This window comes from Pseudomonas sp. Irchel s3a10 (genome assembly GCF_900187525.1).
GTDB classification, from domain to species: Bacteria; Pseudomonadota; Gammaproteobacteria; order Pseudomonadales; family Pseudomonadaceae; genus Aquipseudomonas; species Aquipseudomonas koreensis_G.
On sequence record NZ_FYDR01000006.1, the window covers coordinates 114,522 to 141,012 of the forward strand.

Below are 26,491 nucleotides of genomic sequence, written 5' to 3' on the forward strand. Positions count from 1 at the left end.
ATGAATGCTGAAGACTCCTTGAAACTTGCTCGCCGGTTTATCGGGTTGCCCCTGGAAAAGCGCCAGATGTTCCTCGCGGCCCTGCACAAGGAGGGCGTGGACTTCGCGCGGTTCCCGATACCGGCCGGCATCGCAGCCGAGGATCGTCAGGCGCTGTCTTACGCGCAGCGCCGCATGTGGTTCCTGTGGCAACTCGATCCGCAGAGCGGCGCCTACAACCTGCCCGGTGCGGTGCGACTCAATGGTCGACTGAACCAGTCGGCGCTGGAGCAAGCCTTCACCAGCCTCGTGGAGCGTCACGAAACCCTGCGTACGGTGTTCCAGCGCCAGGCCGATGACAGTCTGCTGCAAGTGCCAGCCACCGCGCCGCTGCTGATTAACCGGGAAGACTTCAGCGCATTGCCGGCCAGCGAGCGCGAGCAGGCGGTGATCCGCGCCGCCGAACAGCAGTCGGTGCTGCCATTTGATCTGGCGGTCGGCCCGTTGCTGCGAGTGACCTTGCTCAAGCTCGCCGAGCAGGAACACGTGCTGCTGCTGACCCTGCACCACATCGTCTCCGATGGCTGGTCGATGAACGTGTTGATCGACGAATTCATCCGTTGCTACGACGCGTTCGACGCCGGTGAGGCGCCGCAATTGCCGCCACTGCCGATCCAGTACAGCGACTATGCGCTGTGGCAACGCCGCTGGCTGGAGGCCGGTGAGCAGGCGCGCCAGCTCGACTATTGGCAGGCGCAACTGGGCGACGAGCACCCGGTGCTGGAGCTGCCGCTGGATCATTCGCGCCCGGCGATGCCGAGTTATCGCGGTACCCGTTACGAATTCGCGGTCGACGGCCAATTGGCCGAGCAACTGCGCAGCACCGCGCAACAGCATCAGGTCACCGTGTTCATGTTCCTGCTCGGCGCTTTCAATACGCTGCTGCACCGTTACACCGGGCAGACCGACCTGCGCGTCGGTGTGCCGATCGCCAACCGTAATCGCGGCGAGATCGAAGGCCTGATCGGCTTCTTCGTCAATACCCAGGTGCTGCGCACGCAGCTGCACGGACAGACTCGGGTCGATGAACTGCTGCGGGCGGTCAAGGAAACCGCGCTCGGTGCCCAGGCGCATCAGGATCTGCCGTTCGAGCAACTGGTCGAAGCGCTGAAGCTGGAACGCAGCCTCAGCCACACACCGCTGTTCCAGGTGATGTACAACCATCAGCCGCACGTGGCCGATATCGCCACCATCAGCACCGCATCCGGCCTGCAACTCGACAGCCTCGACTGGCAGAGCCGCACCACCCAGTTCGACCTGACGCTGGACACCTGGGAGAAGGGCGGCAAGCTGCACGCCGCGCTGACCTACGCCAGCGACCTGTTCGATGCACCGACCATCGAGCGCATGGCGCGGCACTGGCTGCGCCTGCTGACGGCGATGGTCGCTGATCCGTCGCAGCGCATTGGTGAGTTGCCGCTGCTGGAGGCTGACGAGCAGCGCACGCTGGTGCACGACTGGAACAACGTCCATGCGCAGTACCCGAGCGACACGCCGATTCATCATCTGATCGAAGCGCAGGTCGCGCGTACGCCGCAGGCACCGGCACTGGTGTTCGGCGAGCAGACCCTGAGTTACGCCGAACTGGATGCCCGGGCCAATCGCCTGGCGCATCTGCTGCGCGAACAAGGTGTGCAAGCGGACAGTCTGGTTGGCGTGTGCGCTCTGCGTTCGGTGGAAATGGTCGTCGCGCTGCTGGCGATTCTCAAGGCCGGCGGCGCCTACGTGCCGCTGGATCCGGAGTACCCGCAGGAGCGTCTGGCCTACATGATCGAGGACAGCGGCATCACCTTGCTGCTGACGCAACAGGCGCTGCTGGCAGCGCTGCCGACTGACGGCGTAAACGTCATCACCCTGGATCAGCCGGGGCTGCTCGACCATTACCGCGATAGCCGTCCGGAGGTCAGCGTCGATCCGTTGAACCTGGCGTACGTGATTTACACCTCCGGTTCCACCGGCAAGCCGAAGGGCGCTGGCAACAGCCACGCGGCGCTGGTCAACCGTTTGTGCTGGATGCAGGAAGCGTATGCGCTGGACGCCAGTGATTCGGTGCTGCAGAAAACTCCGTTCAGTTTCGACGTGTCGGTGTGGGAGTTCTTCTGGCCGCTGCTGACCGGCGCGCGGCTGGTGGTAGCTGCGCCGGGTGCGCACCGTGATCCGCTGCAACTGATCGATAGCATCAACCGCTATGGCATCAGCACGCTGCACTTTGTGCCGTCGATGTTGCAGGCGTTTATTCACGAGACCGGCGTGGAAAGCTGCAGCGGTCTCAAGCGGATTGTCTGCAGCGGTGAAGCGTTGCCGCTGGATGCGCAGCTGCAAGTCTTCGCCAAGCTGCCGAACGCCAGCCTCTACAACTTGTATGGCCCGACCGAAGCGGCCATCGACGTCACCCACTGGACCTGTGTCGATGAAGGCGCGGACAGCGTGCCGATCGGCCGGCCGATCGCCAACCTGCGCACCCACGTCCTCGATGCCGAATTGCTGCCGGTGCCGAGCGGTGTCGCCGGTGAACTGTATCTGGGCGGCGCCGGGCTGGCGCGCAGTTATCACCAGCGCCCGGCGCTGACGGCGGAGCGTTTTGTGCCGTGCCCGTTCCATGACGGCGCGCGCCTGTACCGCACCGGCGACCGTGTGCGGCAGCGTGCCGACGGGGTGATCGAATACCTCGGGCGTCTCGACCACCAGGTTAAGTTGCGCGGTTTGCGCATCGAACTGGGTGAAATCGAAACCCGCCTGATGCAGCACTCGCTGGTGCGTGAGGCGGTGGTGCTGGTGCAGGGCGGCAAGCATCTGGTGGCGTATCTTGTGCTGGAAAAGGCGCAAGTGGACGAACAGTGGCAGCAAGACGTCAAGGCGTGGCTGCTCGGTAGTCTGCCGGAATTCATGGTGCCGACCTACCTGATCACCCTCGACAAATTGCCGGTCACCGCCAACGGCAAGCTCGACCGCAAGGCCTTGCCACAACCGGATGCCGCACCGCAACAGGCGTTCGTGGCGCCACAGGACGCCATGCAGAAAGCCCTCGCGGCGATCTGGGAAGCTGTGCTCGGCCTCGAACGCGTCGGCCTCGAAGACAACTTCTTCGAGCTGGGCGGCGATTCGATCATCTCGATTCAAGTGGTCAGCCGTGCGCGGCAGGCCGGGATCCGTATCAGTCCGCGTGACCTGTTCCAGTACCAGACCGTGCGCAGTCTGGCGCTGGTCGCGAGCCACGATAATCTGTCCTCGGTGGATCAGGGGCCGGTGACCGGCGACGCCGTGCTCGGGCCGATCCAGCAGGATTTCTTCAGTCGGGCGATGCCGGTGCGCGAGCACTGGAACCAGTCGTTGCTGCTGACCCCGCGTGAGGCATTGAACGCGCAATGGCTCGATGCGGCGCTGACGCACCTGATCAATCACCACGACGCCTTGCGCCTGCGTTTTGTCGAAAGCACCGAAGGCTGGCAGCAAAGCCACGGCCCGCTGCTGAGCAGCGCTGAGCTGTGGCAACGCGATGCCGAATCTGCCGAACAGTTGCAGGCACTGTGCAACGAAGCTCAGCGCAGCCTCGACTTGCAAAACGGCCCGCTGCTGCGCGCGTTGCTGGTGACGATGGCCGACGGCTCGCAACGACTGGCGCTGATCATTCATCACCTGGCGGTCGATGGCGTTTCCTGGCGGGTGCTGCTGGAAGATCTGCAGCAGGCTTACGAGCAACTGGCGGCGGGTGGCGGCATTCAGTTGCCGGCCAAGACCAGCGCGTTCCAGAGCTGGACGGCGCGTCTGGCGCAGGAAGCGTCGCTTTTCGATGAGCAATTGAGTTATTGGAAAGCCCAGCATCAGGGCGCCGAAGATCTGCCGTGCGACCGCCCGGATGGCAGCCTGCAAAATTTGCATGGCGAGAAAATCGAATGGCGCCTCGACGCCGAGCGCACCCGCCAGTTGCTGCAACAGGCGCCCGCCGCCTATCGCACCCAAGTCAACGATCTCTTGCTCACCGCACTGGCGCGCACCATCAGCCGCTGGAGCCAGCAGCCGGGCACGCTGATCGAACTGGAAGGCCACGGCCGCGAAGACCTGTTCGATGACATTGACCTGACCCGCACCGTGGGCTGGTTCACCAGCCTGTTCGCGGTCAACCTGACCGCCAGCGCTGATCTCGACGGCTCGATCAAGGCGATCAAGGAGCAACTGCGCGCGGTGCCGGACAAAGGTCTGGGTTACGGCGTGCTACGGCATCTGGCCGCGCCGGCGGTACGCGCCGAACTGGCCGCGCTGCCGCAGCCGCGTATCACCTTCAACTACCTCGGCCAGTTCGATCGCCAGTTCGACGAGACGGCGCTGTTCGTGCCGTCGGTTGAAACCAGCGGCGTGGCGCAGGATCCTTCGGCGCCTCTGGGCAACTGGCTGACCGTGGAAGGTCAGGTGTATGGCGGCGAACTGTCGATGAGCTGGGGCTTCAGCCGCGAGATGTTCGACAGCGCCACGGTGCAGCACCTGGTCGATCAATACGCCAGCGAATTGCAGGCGCTGATCGAACATTGCTGCACGCTACCCATTGCGCAAGCGACGCCATCGGACTTCCCGCTGGCTCGGGTGACCCAGGCGCAACTGGATGCGCTGCCGGTGCCGGCCGGACAGCTCGATGATGTCTACCCACTGTCGCCGATGCAGCAGGGTTTGCTGTTCCACACCCTCTACGAGCAAGCGGCGGGGGAATACATCAACCAGTTGCGCGTGGATGTGCAAGGTCTTGACCCTGAGCGCTTCCACGCCGCATGGCAGGCTACCGTCGATGCGCAGGACATTCTGCGCAGCGGTTTCGTCTGGCAGGGCGAACTGGCGCAACCGCTGCAGATCGTCCACAAACAGGTGCAGTTACCGTTCAGCGTTCTCGACTGGCGTCAGCGCGACGATCAGCCGGCAGCCCTCGCGGCGCTCGCCGATGCCGAGCGTCAGCAAGGATTTGATCTGAGCCATGCACCGTTGCTGCGTCTGGTGCTGGTGCAGACCGCTGCCGAGCAATGGCACCTGATCTACACCCATCACCACATCCTGATGGACGGCTGGAGCAACTCGCAGTTGCTCGGCGAAGTCTTGCAGCGCTACAGCGGTCGCACCCCGGCCCATGGCGGCGGGCGCTATCGCGATTACATCGCCTGGCTGCAACGTCAGGACGGCCAGCTCAGTCAGGACTTCTGGAGCGCTCAGTTGGCCGCGCTGCAAGAGCCGACCCGACTGGCCCGCGCCGCTACTGGCGGCGAGCGCGACAGTGGCCACGGCGACCATTACCTGACGCTGGACGTGCCGCGCACCCAGGCGCTGGAAGCGTTTGCCCGCCAGCAGAAAGTCACCGTCAACACCCTGGTGCAAGCTGCGTGGCTGCTGTTGCTGCAACGCTACACCGGTCACGAAGCCGTGGCGTTCGGTGCGACCGTGGCCGGGCGTCCGGCGGATTTGCCGGGCATCGAGCAACAGGTCGGCCTGTTCATCAACACCCTGCCGGTGATTGGCGCGCCGCGTCCGGATCAAGGCGTTGGCCAATGGCTGCAAGCGGTGCAGGCACAAAACCTCAGCCTGCGCGACTTCGAACACACGCCGCTGGCGGATATCCAGCGCTGGGCCGGGCAGGGCGGGGAAGCGCTGTTCGACAACATTCTGGTGTTTGAAAACTACCCGGTCGCCCAGGCGCTGGGTCAGGCCGGGCAGGGCCTGCAGTTCGGTGATGTCGGCAACCTGGAGCAGACCCACTACGCCCTGAGCGTGGCGGTCACCCTCGGTCAGCAACTGGCGCTGCACTACAGCTTCGACCGCAGCCAGTTTGCCGGTGAGGTGATCGAAGGCATCAGTGCGCATCTGCTGCAATTGCTTGAGCAATTCGCCGTGTCGGCCGAGCGCAACCTTGGCGAAATCGCTCTGGCCAGCGCGCAAGAGCATGCCCGCCAGCAAGCCGAAAACCAGCCGCAGCCGTACCCGGTGGACATCGCTGTGCATCAGCGCATTGCTGCGCTGGCGGTCGAGCGTCCGCAGCGCACCGCGGTGATCTTCAACGGTCAGCACTTCAGTTATGGCGAGATCGAGCAGCGTGCCAATCAACTGGCCCACGCGCTGATCGCCCGTGGTGTCGGCGCCGAGACCCGGGTCGGCGTGGCCCTGCCACGCAGCGAGGCGGTGATCGTCGCGCTGCTGGCGGTGCTCAAGGCCGGCGGTGCCTATGTGCCGCTGGACACCAGTTATCCGCGTGAACGCCTGGCCTATCTGATCGAGGATTCAGGGCTGGCGCTGCTGATCAGCGATTCGTCGGTGTCGGCGCAATTGCCGGTGGCCGAATCGGTGCCATTGCTGGAGCTGGATCGTCTCGACCTGCGCCAGTTGCCGATCACGGCGCCACAGGTGGCAGTCGATCCGCATAACCTCGCGTACGTGATCTACACCTCCGGTTCCACCGGCAATCCGAAAGGCGTCAGCGTTGCCCACGGCCCATTGGCGATGCATTGCCAGGCCATCGGTCAGCGCTACGAAATGCGCGACAGCGACTGCGAATTCCACTTCATGTCGTTCGCCTTCGACGGTGCCCACGAACGCTGGCTGACCAGCCTGACTCACGGTGCTTCGCTGCTGATCCGCGACGACACATTGTGGACGCCGGAGCAGACCTACAACGCGATGATCGAACACGGCGTGAGCGTGGTCGCGTTCCCGCCGGTGTACCTGCAACAACTGGCCGAACACGCCGAGCGTGTCGGCCACCCGCCGAAAGTGCGGATCTATTGCTTCGGCGGCGATGCGGTGCCGAACGCCAGTTTCGAGCGGGTCAAACGCGCGCTCGATCCGGACTACATCATCAACGGCTACGGCCCGACCGAAACCGTGGTCACGCCGTTGATCTGGAAGGCTGGCCGTGAAGAGCCATGCGGTGCCGCTTACGCGCCGATCGGCAGCCGGATCGGCGACCGCAGCGCCTATGTGCTCGACGCCGATCTGAACCTGTTGCCACAAGGTATGGCCGGTGAGCTGTACCTTGGTGGTACCGGGTTGGCGCGGGGTTATCTGAACCGTCCGGGGCTGACCGCCGAGCGTTTTGTCGCCGACCCGTTCAGCGCAAATGGCGGCTTGCTCTATCGCACCGGTGACCTGGTGCGCCAGCGTGTCGACGGCACGTTCGACTATCTGGATCGCATCGACAATCAGGTGAAGATTCGCGGTTTCCGTATTGAACTGGGCGAAGTCGAAGCGGCGCTGCAAGCCCTCGACGGCGTGCGTGAAGCGGTGGTCGTGGCGCAGGAAGGCAGCGCCGGCAGTGGCAAGCGGCTGGTGGCCTACGTGGTCGGTGATTCGGCTCGTGCCGAGTTCACCGAAGACCTGCGCGCGCAGCTCAAGGCCAGCCTGCCGGCGCACATGGTGCCGGCGTATGTCCTGCGTCTTGAGCGCATGCCGCTGACGCCGAATGGCAAGCTCGATCGCAAGAACCTGCCAAAACCGGACGTCAGCCAACTGCAGCAAACCTATGTCGCCCCCCAGAGCGCGCTGGAGCAGCAACTGGCGGCCATCTGGCAGGACGTACTCAAGCTTGAGCAAGTCGGTGTCAGCGACAACTTCTTCGAACTGGGTGGCGATTCGATCATCTCGATTCAAGTGGTCAGCCGGGCGCGGCAGGCCGGGATCCGCTTCAGTCCCAAAGACCTGTTCCAGCACCAGACCATTCAGGCCCTGGCCGCCGTCGCGCAGACCGGCGAAGTCGTGCAGCCCATCGATCAGCGCGCGCAAACCGGCGAAACCGCGCTGCTGCCGATTCATCAGACATTCTTTGCCGAAGCGATTCCCGACCGTCACCACTGGAACCAGTCAGTGATGCTCAAGCCGACGCAGGCGTTGGACGCTCAGGTACTGGAGCAAGCGCTGGATGCGTTGGTCGTGCAGCACGACAGTTTGCGTCTGGACTTTGTCGAGCAGGCTGCGGGTTGGTCGGCGCATTACCGCGACGTCGCCACGCAAGCGGGGGAAACCATTCTCTGGCAAGTCGAGGTCGCTGATCTCGACGCCCTTGAGGCACTGGGCGACAAGGCCCAGCGCAGCCTGCAACTGAGCGGCGGTTCGCTGATCCGCGCGGTGCTGGCGAACCTGGCTGATGGCAGTCAGCGCCTGCTGCTGATCGTCCATCACCTGGTGGTCGATGGCGTGTCGTGGCGGATTCTGTTCGAAGATCTGCAAAACGCCTATCGCCAGCTCCTCGCAGGTAAGCCCGTGCAATTGCCGGCGAAATCCAGTGCGCTCAAAGCCTGGGCAGCGGCGTTGAAGGACTACGCCCAAACCCCGGCGTTGCAGGCCGAACTGGGCTTCTGGCAGCAGCAGTTGCAGGGCGCTTCGGCGGCTTTGCCTTACGACCATCCGAACGGTGGGCAGCAACACGATCAGGCGCTGACCCTGCGCAGCAAACTCGATCAGACCCTGACCCGTCAGCTGTTGCAGGAAGCTCCGGCAGCCTATCGCACCCAGGTCAACGACCTGTTGCTGACCGCGCTGGCGCGGGTGCTGGTGCGCTGGACCGGGGACGACAATGCGTTGGTGTTGCTTGAGGGGCATGGTCGCGAAGACCTGTTCGAACACATCGATCTGACCCGCACCGTGGGCTGGTTTACCAGCGTATTCCCGGCACGCCTGGCACCGGCTGCGGAACTCGGCGCGTCGCTCAAGCAGATCAAGGAACAGCTGCGGGCGATCCCCCACAAAGGCATCGGCTTCGGCGCACTCGCGCACCTTGGTGATGAGCCGGCGCGTGCCACCCTGCAAGCCTTGCCGGCGCCGCGCCTGACTTTCAACTACCTCGGCCAGTTCGACGGCAGCTTCGACGCTGCCAGCGATGCCCTGTTCGTGCCGACCAGCGAGTCCGGCGGCGCAGAGGTCAATCTGCAAGGGCCGCTGGGCAATCCGCTGGCGCTCAACAGCAAGGTGTTCGGCGGCGAGCTGGACCTGAGCTGGACCTACAGCGGCGCGATGTTCGACACCGCCACCATCCAGCGTCTGGCCGACGACTATGTGCAGGAACTGACCACGCTGATCGGCCACTGCTGCGACACTGGCAACCGTGGCGTGACGCCGTCGGACTTCCCGCTGGCGCAACTGTCGCAAGCGCAACTGGATGCGCTGGTGCTGGAGCCGCAAGGCATCGACGACATCTATCCGCTGTCGCCGATGCAGCAGGGCATGCTGTTCCACACCTTGCTCGAACACGGCAATGGCGACTACATCAACCAGATGCGCCTGGACGTCGACGGCGTCGATCCGCAACGCTTCCGCGCGGCGTGGCAGGCGGCGGTAGATGCCCACGACATCCTGCGCAGCGGCTTCTTCTGGCAAGGCGATCTGCCGCAACCGGTGCAAGTGGTGCAGCGTCAGGTCGAGGTGCCGTTCAGCGTGCTCGACTGGCACGGCAGAACTGATCTGGAGGCAGCGCTGCAAACCCTCGCCGATGAGGAGCGCGCCCTGGGTCTGGACCTGAGCTGTGCGCCGCTGATGCGCCTGGTGCTGGTGCGCACTGCAGCCGAGCGTTATCACCTGATCTACACCAACCATCACATCCTGATGGACGGCTGGAGCAGTTCGCAGTTGCTCGGCGAAGTGTTGCAGCACTACAGCGGCGAAGCGGTCGCCCGTGGCGCAGGTCGCTACCGCGATTACATCGCCTGGCTACAACGTCAGGATGGCGCGGCGGCGCAAGCCTACTGGCGGGCGACGCTGGGCAATCTGCAGGAACCGACGCGCCTGGCCAATGCCATCGCACGGCCGCAGGCCGGTTTGCCGAGCGTGGGTTACGGCGATCATTACCAGGTGCTGGACGCTGAGCTGAGCCAGCGTCTGGGCGAGTTTGCCCGGGCCGCGAAAGTCACCGTCAACACCGTGGTGCAAGCGGCGTGGCTGCTGCTGTTGCAGCGCTACACCGGCAAGGATTGCGTGGCGTTCGGCGCCACCGTCGCCGGGCGCCCGGCGGATCTGCCGGGAGCCGAAGCGCAGATCGGCCTGTTCATCAACACGTTGCCGGTGATCGCCGCACCGCCCGCGCAGCAGAGCGTGATCGCCTGGCTGCAAGCGGTGCAGGCGCAGAACCTCGCCTCGCGCGAGTTCGAACACACGCCGCTGGCGGATATTCAGCGCTGGGCCGGGCAGGGCGGTGACGCGCTGTTCGACAGCCTGATGGTGTTCGAGAACTACCCGATCGGCGAAGCACTGGAACGCGGTGCGCCGCAAGGTCTGCGCTTCGGCGCGGTGGCCAATCAGGAGCAGACCAACTATCCGCTGACCCTGCTGGTGAACATGGGCGTGCAACTGTCGGTGCATTTCAGTTATCAGCGCGACAGCTTCGCTGCGGCCAGCGTGGCGCAGTTGGGCGCGCATCTGCAGCGTCTGCTGAGCCAGATGGCGGATGGCGGGGAACGTTCGCTCAGTGAACTGAACCTGATTGAACACGGCTCGCAAGTGAACAGCGATTTCGTTACCGAGCAGTGCATCCATCAAGCCATCGCCAATCAGGTGGCGACGACCCCGGATGCCTTGGCGGTGACCTTTGCCCATACGCAACTGACCTACGCCGAACTGGATGCCCACGCCAACCGTCTGGCGCATAAACTGGTCGAGCTGGGTGTCGGCCCGGAAGTGCGCGTGGGCGTGGCGATGCCGCGTTCCGAGCAGTTGCTGATTGCCTTGCTTGCGGTGCTCAAGGCCGGTGGTGCCTATGTGCCGCTGGACCCGGATTACCCGGCGGATCGCGTTGCCTACATGCTGGAGGACAGCCGGGCGCGGGTGTTGCTGACCGAACAGGCGGTTGCCGCGACCCTGAGCGTGCCAAGCGAAACCCAAGTGCTGCTGTTGGATCAGCTGTCGCTGATTGGTTATTCGGCCGTTGCGCCACAGACCACAGTGCAACCGGACAACCTTGCCTACGTGATCTACACCTCAGGCTCCACCGGCAAACCGAAAGGCGTGGCGATTGCCCATCGCAACGTCATGGCGCTGATCGACTGGTCGGCCAAGGTCTACAGCCGCGAGGACATTCAAGGCGTGCTGGCCTCGACGTCGGTGTGCTTCGACCTGTCGGTCTGGGAGCTGTTTGTCACCCTCGCCAACGGCGGCTCGCTGATCATCGCCCGTAATGCCTTGGAGCTGCCGCAACTGCCGGCCCGCGATCAGGTGCGCCTGATCAACACTGTGCCGTCGGCGATTGCCGCACTGCACCGCGCGGGGCAGATTCCGCCGAGCGTGCGCATCATCAATCTGGCGGGTGAACCGCTGAAACAAGCCTTGGTCGACGCGCTGTATCAGCAATCGACGGTCGAGCACGTCTACGACCTGTACGGCCCGTCGGAAGACACCACTTACTCGACTTGGACCCGTCGCAGTGCTGGCGGTCAGGCGCGGATCGGTCGCGCGCTCGAGCACAGCGCCAGCCATCTGCTCGACGCCGATCTGCACGCGGTGCCGCAAGGCGTTTCGGCCGAGCTGTACCTGTCCGGCGCCGGCATCACTCGCGGTTATCTGGGGCGTGCGGCGATGACCGCCGAGCGCTTCGTACCGAATCCTTTCGTCGGCAGCGGCGAGCGCATGTACCGCACCGGCGACCTGACTCGAGAGCGCGAGGATGGCGAGCTGGAGTACATGGGCCGGATCGACCATCAGGTGAAAATTCGTGGATTCCGCATCGAACTGGGGGAGATCGAGGCGCGATTGCTCGCGCAACCGGCAGTCACCGAGGCGGCGGTGCTGGCCGTCGAGAGCGACACCGGCGCGCAACTGGTGGCGTATGTGGTTGCCCCGTCACTGGAGATGCACGACGGGGACGCGCAGCGGCAACTGCGCGAGGGACTAAAGACTGGCCTCAAGTCTTCGTTACCTGACTACATGATTCCCGCGCACCTGCTGTTCCTTGAGCAGTTGCCACTGACCCCCAACGGCAAACTCGACCGCAAGGCCCTGCCGGCGGTCGATGCCAGCCAGATGCAGGCCGCGTATGTCGCGCCGCACAGTGAGCTTGAGCAGCAGGTCGCGGCGATCTGGCAGCAAGTGCTCGAAGTGCAACGCATCGGTCTGAACGATCACTTCTTCGAACTCGGCGGGCACTCGCTGCTGGCGGTCAACGTGGTGTCGCGCATGGCCCTTGAACTGGGCCTGACGCTGACCCCGCAACTGTTATTCCAGCACCCCGTCCTGAGCGATTTTGTTGCTCGACTCGATACAGGAGGCGGGGCAATCAACGAACAGAAACTGAGCAAGCTGGAAGCCCTGCTTGACGATATGGAGGAAGTCTGATGGACAAGAGTGTTGCTTTGAGGGTAGCCAAGCGCTTTATCACTCTGCCGCTGGACAAACGTAAGCTGTACCTGGAAAAGATGCTCGAAGAGGGCGTCTCTCCGGCCAACCTGCCGATCCCGGAAACACGTTCCGGGTTTGCGGCGATTCCTCTGTCGTACGCTCAGGAACGTCAACTGTTCCTCTGGCAAATGGACCCGCACAGCACCGCGTATCACATCCCCAGCGCCCTGCGCCTCAAGGGGGGGCTGGATGTGGCGGCGCTGGAGCGCAGCTTCAACGCCTTGGCGGCACGCCACGAAAGCCTGCGCACCACTTTCGCCGAGCAGGGTGAAAGCTTTTGCCAGGTGATTCACCCGCAGTTGCCGCTGAGCATCAGCCTGACGCCATTGCCGGAGGGCCTCGATGCCGCCGGGGAAGACGCGGCGATCAAGGCCTTTGTCGAGAGCGAAACCGCACGCCCGTTCAATTTGCAGCAGGGCCCGCTGTTGCGGGTGGCGCTGCTCGAAGTGGCACCGGACGATCATGTACTGGTGCTGATCCAGCACCACATCATCTCCGATGGCTGGTCGATCAAAGTCCTGGTCAACGAGTTGATTCAGCATTACGCCGCCGACACCGCCGGGCAGCCGCTGAGCCTGCCGGAGCTGGAAGTGCAATACGCCGACTACGCGATCTGGCAGCGCCACTGGCTGGAAGCGGGCGAGCGCGAGCGCCAGTTGGCCTACTGGGTCAAGACCCTGGGCGGCGAGCAGCCGGTGCTGGAGCTGCCGATCGATTTCCCGCGTCCGGCCGTGCAAAGCCTGCGCGGTGCGCGGCTGGAACTGAACCTGCCGGCTGACCTCGGTGACGCCCTCAAACAGCTGGCGCAGCGCGAAGGCGCGAGCCTGTTCATGCTGCTGCTGGCGTCGTTCCAGGCGTTGCTGCATCGCTACAGCGGACAGGCGCAGATTCGCGTCGGGGTGCCGACCGCCAACCGCAACCGGGTCGAGACCGAAGGCCTGATCGGCTTCTTCGTCAACACGCAGGTGCTGAATGCCGAGGTCAGCGGGCAGTTGCCGTTCAACCAGTTGCTGGCTCAGGTCAAGCAGGCGGCGATGGCCGCGCAGGCGCATCAGGATCTGCCGTTCGAGCAACTGATCGAAGCTTTGCAACCGGAGCGCAGCCTGAGCCACAGCCCGGTATTCCAGGTGATGTTCAACCACCAGACCAGCCGTGATCAGGGGCGTAGCGCCGCGCAGTTACCGCAGCTGAGTGTCGAGGACGTGCAGTGGGAAGGGCGCACCGCGCAGTTCGACCTGACGCTGAATACCTACGAGTCCAGCGATGGCTTTGCCGCCGAGCTGACCTACGCCACCGATCTGTTCAAAGCTGAAACCGTCGAGCGTCTGGCGCGTCACTGGCAGAACCTGCTGCGCGGTATCGTCGCCGCACCGAGCCAGCGCGTCGGCGAATTGCCGTTGCTGGAAAGCGCCGAGCACGGCGTGCTGTTGCAGGACTGGTTGCGCAGCGCCGACCGCAGCGCGCAAGCCGAATGCGTGCAGCGGGATTTCTCCCGGCGTGCGCAGCAAACGCCGCAGGCCACTGCCCTGATCATCGGCGAAGACGTGCTGAGCTACGGCGAGCTGGATGCCCGCTCCAGTCAACTGGCGCACAAGCTGATCGAGGCCGGTGTCGGCCCGGATCAACTGGTCGGCATCGCCGTCGAACGCAGCGCGGAAATGATCGTCGGCCTGCTGGCGATCCTCAAGGCCGGCGGTGCTTATGTGCCGCTGGATCCGGCGTATCCACAGGATCGCCTGGCCTACATGATCGAGGACAGCGGCCTGCAATTGCTGCTGACCCAAAGCCATCTGCAGGCGCAGTTGCCGATCCCGCCGGGCGTGCAAAGCCTGTTGCTGGATCAGCCAAACGACTGGCTGGCGGCTTATCCACAGACCGCGCCGGAATTGGCAGTCAATGGCGAGCATCTGGCCTACACGATCTACACCTCCGGTTCCACCGGCAAACCGAAAGGCGTGATGGTGCGCCACGCGGCGCTGAGCAATTTTGTCGCGAGCATGATCAAGCAGCCGGGTATCGTGGCCGCCGATCGCATGCTGTCGCTGACCACCTTTTCGTTCGATATTTTCGGCCTGGAAATCTACGGCCCATTGCTGGCCGGCGCCTGTGTGGTGCTGACCGGCAAGGACGTGCATCAAGACCCGCAAGCGGTGCTCGAACTGATCGGGCGTCATGGCGTGACGGCGCTGCAAGCCACGCCCTCGACCTGGCGCATGCTGCTGGACAATGAACAGGCGCCAATCCTGGCGGGCCGCACGTTCCTCTGTGGCGGTGAAGCGCTGCCGCAGGAACTGGCGCAACGCATGCTCGTACTGACGCCGAGGGTGTGGAACCTCTACGGCCCGACCGAAACCACTATCTGGTCGGCGCAGCATGCCTTGAGTGCGGACAACAGCCGTCCATTCCTCGGCACTCCGATCGACAACACCGCGTTGTACATCCTCGGCAGCGACCTTGAGCTCAATCCGCTCGGCGCCCCGGGGGAATTGCTGATCGGCGGCGACGGCCTCGCTCGTGGTTACTTCCAGCGCCCGAGCCTGACCGCCGAACGTTTTGTCCCGGATCCCTTTTCGAAAACCGGCGCGCGCCTGTACCGCACCGGCGACCTGACCCGTTACCGCGCCGAGGGCGTGATCGAGTACATCGGGCGGATCGACCACCAGGTGAAAATCCGTGGTTTCCGGATTGAACTCGGCGAGATCGAAGCGCGTTTGCTCGCCCTCGATAGCGTGCGCGAAACCGTGGTAGTCGCTCAGGACGGCCCGAACGGCCCGCAACTGGTCGGCTATGTGGTGCCGACCGCCGACGCTTTTGATGAAGGCGAACTGCGCGCCGCATTGAAAGCCAGCCTCAAGGCCGAGCTGCCGGAATACATGGTGCCGGCGCACCTGTTGTTCCTCGCGCAACTGCCACTGACGCCGAACGGCAAAGTCGACCGCAAAGCCTTGCCGGCACCTGACGCCAGCCAGTTGCAATCAACTTACATCGCCCCGCAAACCGCCACGCAACACAGCGTTGCCGAGATCTGGCAAGCGGTGCTCAAGCTTGATCGCGTGGGCCTGAGTGACAACTTCTTTGAACTGGGCGGCCACTCGTTGCTGGTCACGCAAGTGGTCTCGCGGGTGCGTCAGGCGCTGAACGTGCAGGTGCCGCTGCGCACGTTGTTCGAACACAGCACGCTGGAAGACTTCGTCGCCGCGCTGGGTGTCGATCAGGCGCACCGGGAGCCGCCGATTGTTGCCTTGCCACGCCAGCAGCCGCTGGCGCTGTCCTATGCCCAGGAGCGTCAATGGTTCCTCTGGCAACTGGAACCGACCAGCACCGCTTATCACGTGCCGGCGGCGCTGCGTCTGCGCGGTGAGCTGGATCTGCCGGCGTTGCAGCGCAGCTTCGACGCGCTGATCGAGCGCCATGAATCCCTGCGCACCTGCTTCGTCGAACAGCAGGGCCAGACCCTGCAAGTGATCCAGGCTCACGGCACGCTCGATCTGCAGGTGCAGGACGTGGCGGCGGATCTCGACGAGGCGGCGCTGCAAGCGCTGGTCGCAGCCGAAACCCTGCACCTGTTCAATCTGCAGCAAGGCCCGTTGCTGCGGGTCAAACTGCTGCGTCTGGCCGCCGACGACCACGCACTGGTCATCACCCTGCATCACATCGTCTCCGATGGCTGGTCGATGAATGTCATGGTTGATGAACTGGTGGCGTTGTATGCCGCCTACAGCCAGGGCCAGAACGTGCAATTGCCGGCGCTGCCGGTGCAATACGCCGACTACGCCGTGTGGCAGAAACAGTGGATGGACGCCGGTGAACGCGAGCGTCAATTGAGCTACTGGACCGCACAACTCGGTGATGGTGATCAACCGCTGCTGGAGTTGCCGACCGACCGTCCGCGTCCAGCCGAGCAGAGCTATCGTGGCGCCCGTCGCGATATCCCGCTGAGCCTCGAACTGGCCACCGCGCTCAAGCACCTGGCGCAACGCGAAAACGTCACGCTGTTTGCGCTGTTGCTGGCGTCGTTCCAGACCCTGCTGCATCGCTACAGCGGTCAGGCCGATATCCGCGTCGGGGTGCCGGTGGCCAACCGCAACCGGGTCGAGACCGAAGGCCTGATCGGCTTCTTCGTCAACACCCAAGTATTGAAGGCCGAGTTCGACAGTCAGCAGACGTTCCGCAGCCTGCTGCAGCAAGTGAAAAACACCGTGCTGGGTGCGCAGGCGCATCAGGATCTGCCGTTCGAACAACTGGTCGACGCGCTGCAACCGGAACGCAGCCTCAGCCACAGCCCATTGTTCCAGGTGATGCACAACCACCAAAGCCAGGTGCGTCAGGCGCAGGGCGCCACGCGTCTGCCAAAACTGGCGATTGAAGGCTTGCCTTGGGCGTCCAGTACCGCGCAGTTCGACCTGACCCTGAACACTTTTGAATCGAGCGCCAACGTCTGGGCCGAGCTGACCTATGCCACTGACCTGTTCGACGTCGAAACCATCGAACGCCTGGCGCAACACTGGACCCGTCTGCTGCAAGGCATCGTCGCCGACAGCGCTCAGCGCATCGCCGAACTGCCGCTGCATGACGCCGCCGAACGCGCGGCGACCTTGCAGCAGTGGAACCCGGCCCTCCGCGATTTCCCGAGCGAGCAGTGCCTGCATCAACGGATCGAACAACAAGCCGCCCGCGCCCCGCAAGCGATTGCCGTGAGCTGTGCCGGGCAGTCCCTGAGCTACGGCGAACTGAACAGTCGCGCCAACCAGTTGGCCCACAAGCTGATTGCCAGCGGAGTCGGCCCTGACGTGCGCGTCGGTCTGGCGGTGGAGCGCAGCCTCGACATGCTGGTCGGCCTGCTGGCGATTCTCAAGGCCGGCGGCGCCTATGTGCCGCTGGACCCGACGTACCCGGAAGAACGCCTGAGCTACATGATCGGCGACAGCGGCATCGCCTTGCTGCTGACCCAGAGTCATCTGCTGGGGCGTCTGCCGGTGCCGGATTCGCTGCGCAGCCTGATGCTCGATCAGGAACGTGACGGTCTGGAAGGCTACAGCGACAGCAATCCGCAGGTACGCATGAGCCCGGACAACCTGGCTTACGTGATCTACACCTCCGGTTCCACCGGTCAGCCGAAGGGTACGTTGCTGGCCCATCGCAACGTGCTGCGCCTGTTTGAGGCCACTGATGCGTGGTTCGATTTCGGCGCCACGGATGTCTGGAGCCTGTTCCATTCCTACGCGTTCGACTTCTCGGTGTGGGAGATTTTCGGGGCGCTGCTGTACGGCGGCAAACTGCTGGTGGTGCCTTATGAGGTCAGCCGCTCGCCGGAAGATTTCTTCGCCTTGCTTTGCCGCGAAGGCGTCACCGTGCTCAACCAGACGCCGTCGGCGTTCAAGCAATTGATGCAAGTGGCCTGCGCCCCGCAGCATACGGCGCAAGCACTGGCGCTGCGTTACGTGGTGTTCGGCGGCGAGGCGCTGGAGGTCAAGAGCCTGCGTCCGTGGTTCGAGCGTTTCGGCGATCAGGCACCGCAACTGATCAACATGTACGGCATCACCGAAACCACCGTGCACGTGACCTACCGGCCGATTTCGCTGGCCGACTTGCAGCGTGATGCCAGCAGCCCGATCGGCGAACCGATTCCCGATCTGTCCTGGTACTTGCTCGACGGTGATCTGAACCCGGTCGCCAAAGGTTGCATCGGTGAGCTGTACGTCGGTCGTGCCGGCCTGGCTCGCGGTTACCTGAACCGCGCCGATCTGACCTGCCTGCGCTTTATTCCCGACCCGTTCGCCGCCGATGGCGGGCGTCTGTACCGTACCGGTGACCTGGCGCGCTATCGCGCCGACGGCGTGATCGAATACATCGGCCGGATCGACCATCAGGTGAAAATTCGCGGTTTCCGTATCGAACTCGGCGAGATCGAAGCGCAACTGCTGGAACAGGCTGCCGTGCGCCAGGCCGTGGTGCTGGCGCAGCCGGGCCTCAGCGGTCAGCAACTGGTGGCGTATCTGGTGCCAGGCGACGCCGCGCTGCTCGACGCAAGCCCGGCCGAACAGGCGCTGTGGCGCGACAGCGTGCGCGCCGAACTCAAGGCCAATCTGCCGGATCACATGGTCCCGGCGCACCTGTTGCTGTTGGCGCAATTGCCGTTGACCGCCAACGGCAAACTCAATCGCAACGCCTTGCCGTCACCGGACGCCAGTCAGGCGCAGCAGACCTATCAGGCGCCGCAAGGCGCGATGGAGCAGGGGCTGGCCACGATCTGGCAAGACGTGTTGAAGCTGCCGCAAGTCGGCATCCACGACAACTTCTTCGAATTGGGCGGCGACTCGATCATCTCGATTCAGGTGGTCAGCCGCGCACGTCAGGCCGGCATTCGCCTCAATCCCAAAGACCTGTTCCAGCACCAGACCGTGCAGCGTCTGGCGCTGGTCGCGCAGTGGGGCGGCGACGAATCGACGATTGATCAGCAAGCCGCGAGTGGTACGGCGTTGCTGCTGCCGATCCAGCAGCAATTCTTCGCCGACGAGATTCCGCAGCGTCATCACTGGAACCAGTCGGTGCTGCTGCAACCGCGGCAGGCGCTGGACGCTGAAAAGCTCGAGCAAGTGTTGCGCGCACTGGTCGCTCATCACGATGCCTTGCGCCTGAGCTTCACCCAGCGCGATGGCGTGTGGCAGGCCGAGCATCGCGCGGTCGAAGCGCTGCCGCAGAACCTGCTCTGGCAGGAACAGGTCGCGGATGCCGCCGCCCTTGAAGCCTTGGGTAATCGCGCCCAGCGCAGCCTCGATCTGCAACACGGGCCGTTGCTGCGTGCGGTGCTGGCAAATCTGGCCGATGGCACTCAGCGTTTGCAGTTGGTGATTCATCACCTGGCGGTGGACGGCGTGTCGTGGCGGATTCTGCTGGAAGACCTGCAGAACGCTTATCAGCAACTGCTCAACGATCAGCCGTTGAGCCTGCCGTCCCGGACCAGTGCCTTCAAGGACTGGGGCGAGCACTTGCAGCGCTACGCCAACAGCCCGGCGTTGCAGGCAGAGCTGGCTTGGTGGCAGGCCTGCCTGAGCGATGTGAGTACCGATCTGCCGTGCAAACGCGTTGACGCCAGTCAGGACAATCGTCTGGCCCAGACCGTACAAACCCGCCTCGGCGCCGAGCTGACACGGCAACTGCTGCAAGAGGCCCCGGCGGCGTACCGCACCCAGGTCAATGACCTGTTGCTGACGGCACTGGCGCGGGTCATCGGCCGTTGGAGCGGGCAGGCGTCGACGCTGATCCAGCTCGAAGGCCATGGCCGCGAAGAACTGTTCGACGGTGTCGATCTGACGCGCACGGTGGGCTGGTTCACCAGCCTGTTCCCGGTGCGCCTGACGCCGGCAGACACGCTTGACGAGTCGATCAAGCAGATCAAGGAACAACTGCGCTCGATCCCCAACAAGGGCATCGGTTTCGGCGCTTTGCGTTACCTCGGTGATGCCCGCGCGCAGCAGAGCCTGCAGGCCTTGCCGAGCCCGCGCATCACCTTCAACTACCTCGGGCAGTTCGACGGCAGTTTCGCCGGCGACGAGGCTGCGCTGTTCGTGCCGTCGCCGGACAACGCCGGCCTCGATCAGAGCCCGGAGGCGCCGCTGGGCAACTGGTTGACCCTCAACGGTCAAGTGTATGGCGGCGAGCTGCGGGTGGGCTGGACGTTCAGCAGTGAGCGTTTCGACAGCGCGGTGATCGAAGCCCTGGCCGCAGATTACGCCGCAGAACTCGCAGCATTGATCGGCCATTGCCTGACCCCGGGCGTCGAAGGCCTGACCCCGTCGGACTTCCCGTTGGCCGGCCTGACACAGGCGCAGCTCGACCAGTTCCCGCTGGCACCGCGCCAGGTCGCCGATGTGTATCCGCTGTCGGCGATGCAGCAGGGCATGTTGTTCCACAGCCTCTACGAGCAGGCCACCGGCGATTACATCAACCAGGTCCGGCTCGATGTCGAAGGCCTCGATCCGCAACGCTTCCAGCAAGCCTGGCAAGCAGCAGTGGACAACCACGACATCCTGCGCAGCAGCTTTGTCTGGCAGGGTGAGCTGGCGCGTCCGGTGCAGGTGGTGCACAAGCAACTGGACATGCCGTTCCGCGTGCTCGACTGGCGTGATCGTGACGATTGCCAGAGTGATCTGAATGCACTGGCCGCAGCCGAACAGGCGCAAGGTTTCGACCTGAGCCAGGGGCCGCTGTTGCGCATGGTCGTGGTGCGTCTGGACGAGCAGCGCTGCCACTTGATCTACACCAACCACCACATCCTGATGGACGGCTGGAGCAACTCGCAGTTGCTTGGTGAAGTCCTGCAGCGTTACAGCGGGGTTGCCCAGCCGCCACTGGCCGGGCATTACCGCGATTACATCGAATGGCTGCAGCGCCAGGACGTGCAGGCCAGCGAGCGTTACTGGACCGCGCAACTGGCTGACCTGCAAGCGCCGACCTTGCTCGCGCAAGCGTTGCAGGCGCAGCGCGGCGATGCACCGCGCGACGGCCACGGCGAACATTTCTGCGTGCTCGACGCTGAGCAGACGCGGAGTCTGGGCGAGTTCGCGCGCCAGCAGAAAGTCACCCTCAACACGCTGATTCAGGCGGCATGGCTGCTGCTCTTGCAGCGCCTGACCGGCCAGCCGTGTGTGGCGTTCGGCGCCACGGTGGCGGGGCGTCCGGCCGAGCTCAAAGGCGTCGAGCAGCAGATCGGTCTGTTCATCAACACCTTGCCGGTCATCGCCAGCCCGCAGTCGCCATCGAGCGTTGGCGAATGGTTGCAGAGCGTGCAGGCGCAGAACCTGGCCTTGCGTGAGCATGAGCACACCCCGTTGTTCGATATTCAGCGCTGGGCCGAGCGCAACGGTGAGGCGCTGTTCGACAACATTCTGGTGTTCGAGAACTACCCGGTGTCCGAGGCGCTGGCGCAGGGCGCACCACAAGAACTGCGCTTCGGTGAAATTCACAATCATGAGCAGACCAACTACCCGCTGACGCTGCTGGTGCACTTGAGCGACGAATTGTCGATGCACTTCAGCTACCAGTGCGAAAGCTTTGCGGCGCACAGCGTGGTGCAACTGGCTGGGTATCTGCAGCGCTTGCTCGGGCAAATGAGCGAGTCGGGGGAGCGCACGCTCAGCGAGCTGAACCTGATCGAACACCGCCCGCTAGTGAGCACCGACTTCTCCACCGATCTGTGCATCCATCAAGCCATCGCCTATCAAGTGGCGGCGACTCCGGATGCCTTGGCGGTGACCTTCGCCCATACGCAACTGACCTACGCCGAACTGGACGCGCAGGCCAACCGTCTGGCGCACAAACTGGTCGAGCTGGGTGTCGGCCCGGAAGTGCGCGTGGGCGTGGCGATGCCGCGTTCCGAGCAATTGCTGATTGCCTTGCTGGCGGTGCTCAAGGCTGGTGGTGCCTATGTGCCGCTGGATCCGGACTATCCGGCGGATCGCGTTGCCTACATGCTGGAGGACAGCCGGGCGCGGGTGTTGCTGACCGAACAGGCGGTTGCCTTGACCCTGAGCGTGCCGGGCGATACGCAAGTGCTGCTGATGGATCAGGTTTCGATGAGCGATTATTCGGCTGTTGCACCACAGACTGCGGTGCAACCGGACAACCTTGCCTACGTGATCTACACCTCCGGCTCCACCGGCAAACCGAAAGGCGTGGCGATTGCCCATCGCAACGTCATGGCGCTGATCGACTGGTCGGCCAAGGTCTACAGCCGCGACGACATCCAAGGCGTGCTGGCCTCGACGTCGGTGTGCTTCGACCTGTCGGTCTGGGAGCTGTTTGTCACTCTCGCCAACGGCGGTTCGCTGATCATCGCGCGTAATGCCTTGGAGCTGGCGCAACTGCCGGCCCGCGATCAGGTGCGCCTGATCAACACTGTGCCTTCGGCGATTGCCGCGCTGCAGCGAGCCGGGCAGATTCCGCCGAGCGTGCGCATCATCAACCTGGCGGGTGAACCGCTGAAACAAGCGCTGGTGGAGGCGTTGTATCAGCAGTCGACGGTCGAGCACGTTTACGACCTGTACGGCCCGTCGGAAGACACCACTTACTCGACCTGGACCCGCCGCAGCGCCGGTGGTCAGGCGCGGATCGGGCGTGCGCTCGATCACAGCGCCAGCCATCTGCTGGATGCTGATCTGCACGCAGTGCCGCAGGGCGTTTCGGCCGAGCTGTACCTGTCCGGCGCCGGCATCACTCGCGGTTATCTGGGGCGTGCGGCGATGACCGCCGAGCGCTTCGTACCGAATCCTTTCGTCGGCAGCGGCGAGCGTATGTACCGCACCGGCGACCTGATTCGTGAGCGCGAGGAGGGCGAACTGGAGTACATGGGCCGGATCGACCATCAGGTGAAAATTCGCGGCTTGCGTATCGAGCTGGGCGAAATTGAAGCGCGTCTGCTGGCGCATGCCGCCGTGCGTGAAGCGGTGGTCGTGGCCAGCGAAGTGTCGGGCAGTCAGCAATTGATTGCTTATCTGGTGCCGAGCGATCCGGCGATCATCGAAGCCAGCGCCGAGCAACAGGCCGCACTGCAGCAAACCCTCGGCAACTGGCTGAGCGCAACCCTGCCGGACTACATGGTGCCGACCCACCGCCTGTGGCTGGCGCAACTGCCGCTGACCCCCAACGGCAAGATCGACCGCAAGCGCCTGCCAGCACTGGAACTGAGTGCCGCGCAGTTGCATGTCGAACCGGTGAACGCCACCGAGCAGGCGCTGGTGGAGATCTGGAAAGAGGTATTGGGCCTTGAGCAGGTCAGCACCCACGACAGTTTCTTTGCCTTGGGCGGCGACTCGATCATCTCGATTCAGGTGGTCAGTCGCGCCCGTCAGCAAGGGCTGGAGCTGAGCCCGAAAGATCTGTTCCAGCAACCGACCATTCAGCAACTGGCCCTGTGTGTGCAGGCTGCCGAAGGGCGTGAGACGCCGGAGCCGGCGCTGATCGATCTGCCACTGCACGGCTTGAGCGAGGCGCAGGTGGCGCAACTGCCACTGCCGGCCGGGCAACTGGACGGGCTCTATCGCTTGTCGCCAATGCAGCAGGGCATGCTGTTCCTTGGCCTGAATTCGCCGGAAGCGGATCTCTACGTCAACCAGTTGAGCGTTCCGGTGCAGGGCCTTGAGCCGCTGCGTCTGCAAGCCGCGTGGGAAACCGTCAGCCGTCGCCACGACATTCTGCGCACCGGTTTCCTCTGGCAGGATATGGCCGAGCCGCTGCAATTTGTGCTCGCCGATCCGCAGTTGCCGTTCAATCTGCTCGACTGGCGTGAGCAGGATCATTGCGCCGAGGCCTTGCAAGGCCTGGCGGATGCCGAGCGGGCCAAGGGCTTCGACCTTGACCAGCCACCGCTGCAACGGCTGACGCTGGTGCAAGTCGGCGAGCACAGCTATCAACTGATCTGGACCTACCACCACATTCTGATCGACGGCTGGAGCAGTTCGCAGTTGATCGGCGAAGTGCTGAGTCAGTATTCCGGACGACCACTGGCCGACGCGGTGCCGTACCGCGGTTACATCAACTGGCTGCAGCAGCAGGACGCGAATGCCAGCGAAGGTTTCTGGCGTCAGCACCTGAGCCTGCTCGACGAGCCGACCTATCTGGCGGACGCGGTGACGCGCACCGGCAGTGGTCGCGGTCACCAGGCGCTGTACAGCCGTTTGGGCGCAACCCGCACCGAGCAGTTGAAAGCCTTTGCCCAGTCGCAGCAGGTCACCCTCAACACCTTGGTGCAGGGCGCGTGGCTGGTGCTGCTGAGCCGGTACAGTGGGCAGCGTTGCGTGGCGTTCGGCGCCACGGTGGCGGGGCGTCCGGCGAGTCTGCCGGCCTCGGAATCAATCCTCGGCCTGTTCATCAACACCTTGCCGGTGATCAAGGACGTGCCGGCCGAGCAGGCCGTGGGCGCCTGGTTGCGCGAGTTGCAGGATTTCAACCTGGAGATGCGCGAGCGCGAATACACCCCGCTGACCGACGTCCAGCGTTGGGGCGGACGTGCCGGGCAATCGTTGTTCGACAGCATCATCGTGTTCGAAAACCACCCGATCGATCAGGCGCTGCGCGAGTGGCGCGATGATTCGCTGAAGTTTGGCGAGATCAATAACTCGGGCCTGACCAACTTCCCGATGGACCTGATGGTCACCCTCGAAGACGGGTTGGTGATCGAGTACATGACCCTGCGCGAACATTTTGATCTGGCGACTGTGGAAGGCATCCGCAGCAACATGGAAGGCCTGCTCACCGCACTGGTTCAGGACGCCGGGCAGGCGCTGGGACGCATCGGTCTGCCGACCGGGCAAGTCGCGCCCGCGCCGGACGTTGTCGCGCAACCGCAGACCACGCTGGTGCACCAGCGCATTGCCGGGTGGGCCGCGCAGTCTGCCGAACAAACCGCAGTGATCTTCAATGAGCAGGCCTTCAGCTACGGCCAGATCGAAGCGCGGGCCAATCGTCTGGCGCATGCGCTGATCGCCGAAGGTGTCGGGCCGGAAGTGCGGGTCGGTGTGGCCCTGCCACGCAGCGAAAACATGATCGTCGCGCTGTTGGCGGTGCTCAAGGCCGGGGGTGCCTACGTGCCGCTGGACGCGACCTATCCGCGCGAACGCTTGAGTTATCTGATGCACGATTCGGGCATCGCCTTGCTGCTCAGCGATTCGAGTCTGCGTCAGGTGCTGCCGACCCAGGCCAACCTGCATGTGCTGGAACTCGATCAGCTGGATCTGCGCACTCAGCCGGATTCGGCGCCGCAGGTCGCGGTGCAGCCGGGCAACCTGGCCTACGTGATCTACACCTCCGGCTCCACCGGTCAGCCGAAAGGTGTCGGCGTGGCGCACGGGCCGCTGGCGATGCACTGCCAGGCGATCGGTCAGCGTTACGAAATGAGCGCGGCCGATTGCGAGTTGCACTTCATGTCGTTCGCCTTCGACGGCGCGCATGAGCGCTGGCTGACCACCCTGACGCATGGCGCGCGTTTGCTGATTCGTGACGACAGCCTGTGGACGGCCGAACAGACCTACGACGCCCTGCATCAGCACGGCGTGACCGTGGCCGCGTTCCCGCCGGTGTACCTGCAGCAACTGGCCGAACACGCTGAGCAGCACGGCAATCCGCCGCCGGTACGGATCTACTGCTTCGGCGGGGATGCGGTGCCGGTGGCGAGTTTCGAACTGGCCAAACGCGCACTGCAACCGCAGTACATCATCAACGGCTACGGCCCTACCGAGACGGTGGTCACGCCGCTGATCTGGAAGGCCGCTGTAGACGATCAATGCGGAGCGGCCTATGCGCCGATCGGCAGCGTGGTCGGCGAGCGCAGCGGTTATGTGCTCGACAGCGATCTCAACCCGCTGCCGGCCGGCATTGCCGGTGAGTTGTACTTGGGTGGCGCGTTGGCGCGCGGTTATCTGGGGAGTGCCGGTGGCACCGCCGAACGTTTCGTCGCCAACCCGTTCAGCGCCGATGGCAGTCGCCTGTACCGCACCGGCGACCTGGTGCGCCAGCGTGCCGACGGCACTGTCGACTATCTCGGGCGGATCGACCATCAGGTGAAAATCCGTGGTTTCCGCATCGAGCTGGGTGAAATCGAAGCGCGCCTCAAGCAGCAGCCGGGCGTGCGTGACGCCGCCGTGGTGGCCCGCGAGGGCGTCAGCGGCAAGCAACTGCTCGGCTATGTACTGGCCGCTGCCGAGACGCCGGCCGACGGTTTGGGCGAGCGTCTGCGCGAGCAACTCAAGGCCAGCCTGCCGGATTACATGGTGCCGGTACACCTGATGGTGCTTGAGCGCATGCCGCTGACGCCGAACGGCAAACTTGACCGCAAGGCCCTGCCGAATCCGGACGCCGAACAGCGGCTGGCCTACGTCGAGCCGCGCACCGAGCTGGAAAAAGCCCTGGCGAAGATCTGGCAGGAGGTGCTGAAAATCGAACGGGTCGGGCTCACCGACAACTTCTTCGAACTGGGTGGCGACTCGATCCTCAGCCTGCAAGTGGTGGCTCGCAGCCGTGTGCTCAAGGCTCAGGGCCTGAGCCTGAAACTGCGCGATCTGATGCAGAAACCGAGCATCGGTGAGCTGGTTGCCAGTGTTCAGGGCGCGGC

The 26,491-nt window shown here is 64.1% G+C and carries 2 protein-coding genes (1 of these 2 running past the window's edge); both read left to right on the top strand.

Features of this window, described 5'->3' with window-relative positions; translation table 11 throughout:
• Nucleotides 1–12,321, top strand: a complete 12,321-nt coding sequence (locus CKW11_RS18710; RefSeq protein ID WP_095138689.1) for a non-ribosomal peptide synthetase — start codon at nucleotides 1–3, stop codon at nucleotides 12,319–12,321.
• A protein-coding gene (locus tag CKW11_RS18715) for a non-ribosomal peptide synthetase (protein ID WP_095138690.1) crosses the window boundary here: on the top strand, nucleotides 12,321–26,491 show its 5' portion. It continues 826 nt past the right edge of the window; 14,171 of the gene's 14,997 nt are visible here — the first part of the coding sequence; the start codon lies at nucleotides 12,321–12,323; its stop codon lies beyond the right edge, outside the window. The genes CKW11_RS18710 and CKW11_RS18715 overlap by 1 nt, the downstream gene beginning before the upstream one ends.

Bases quoted from the DNA above. Each gene is read 5' to 3' on its own strand.
- CKW11_RS18710 (WP_095138689.1), top strand. From the start codon at position 1: ATGAATGCTGAAGACTCCTTGAAACTTGCTCGCCGGTTTATCGGGTTG.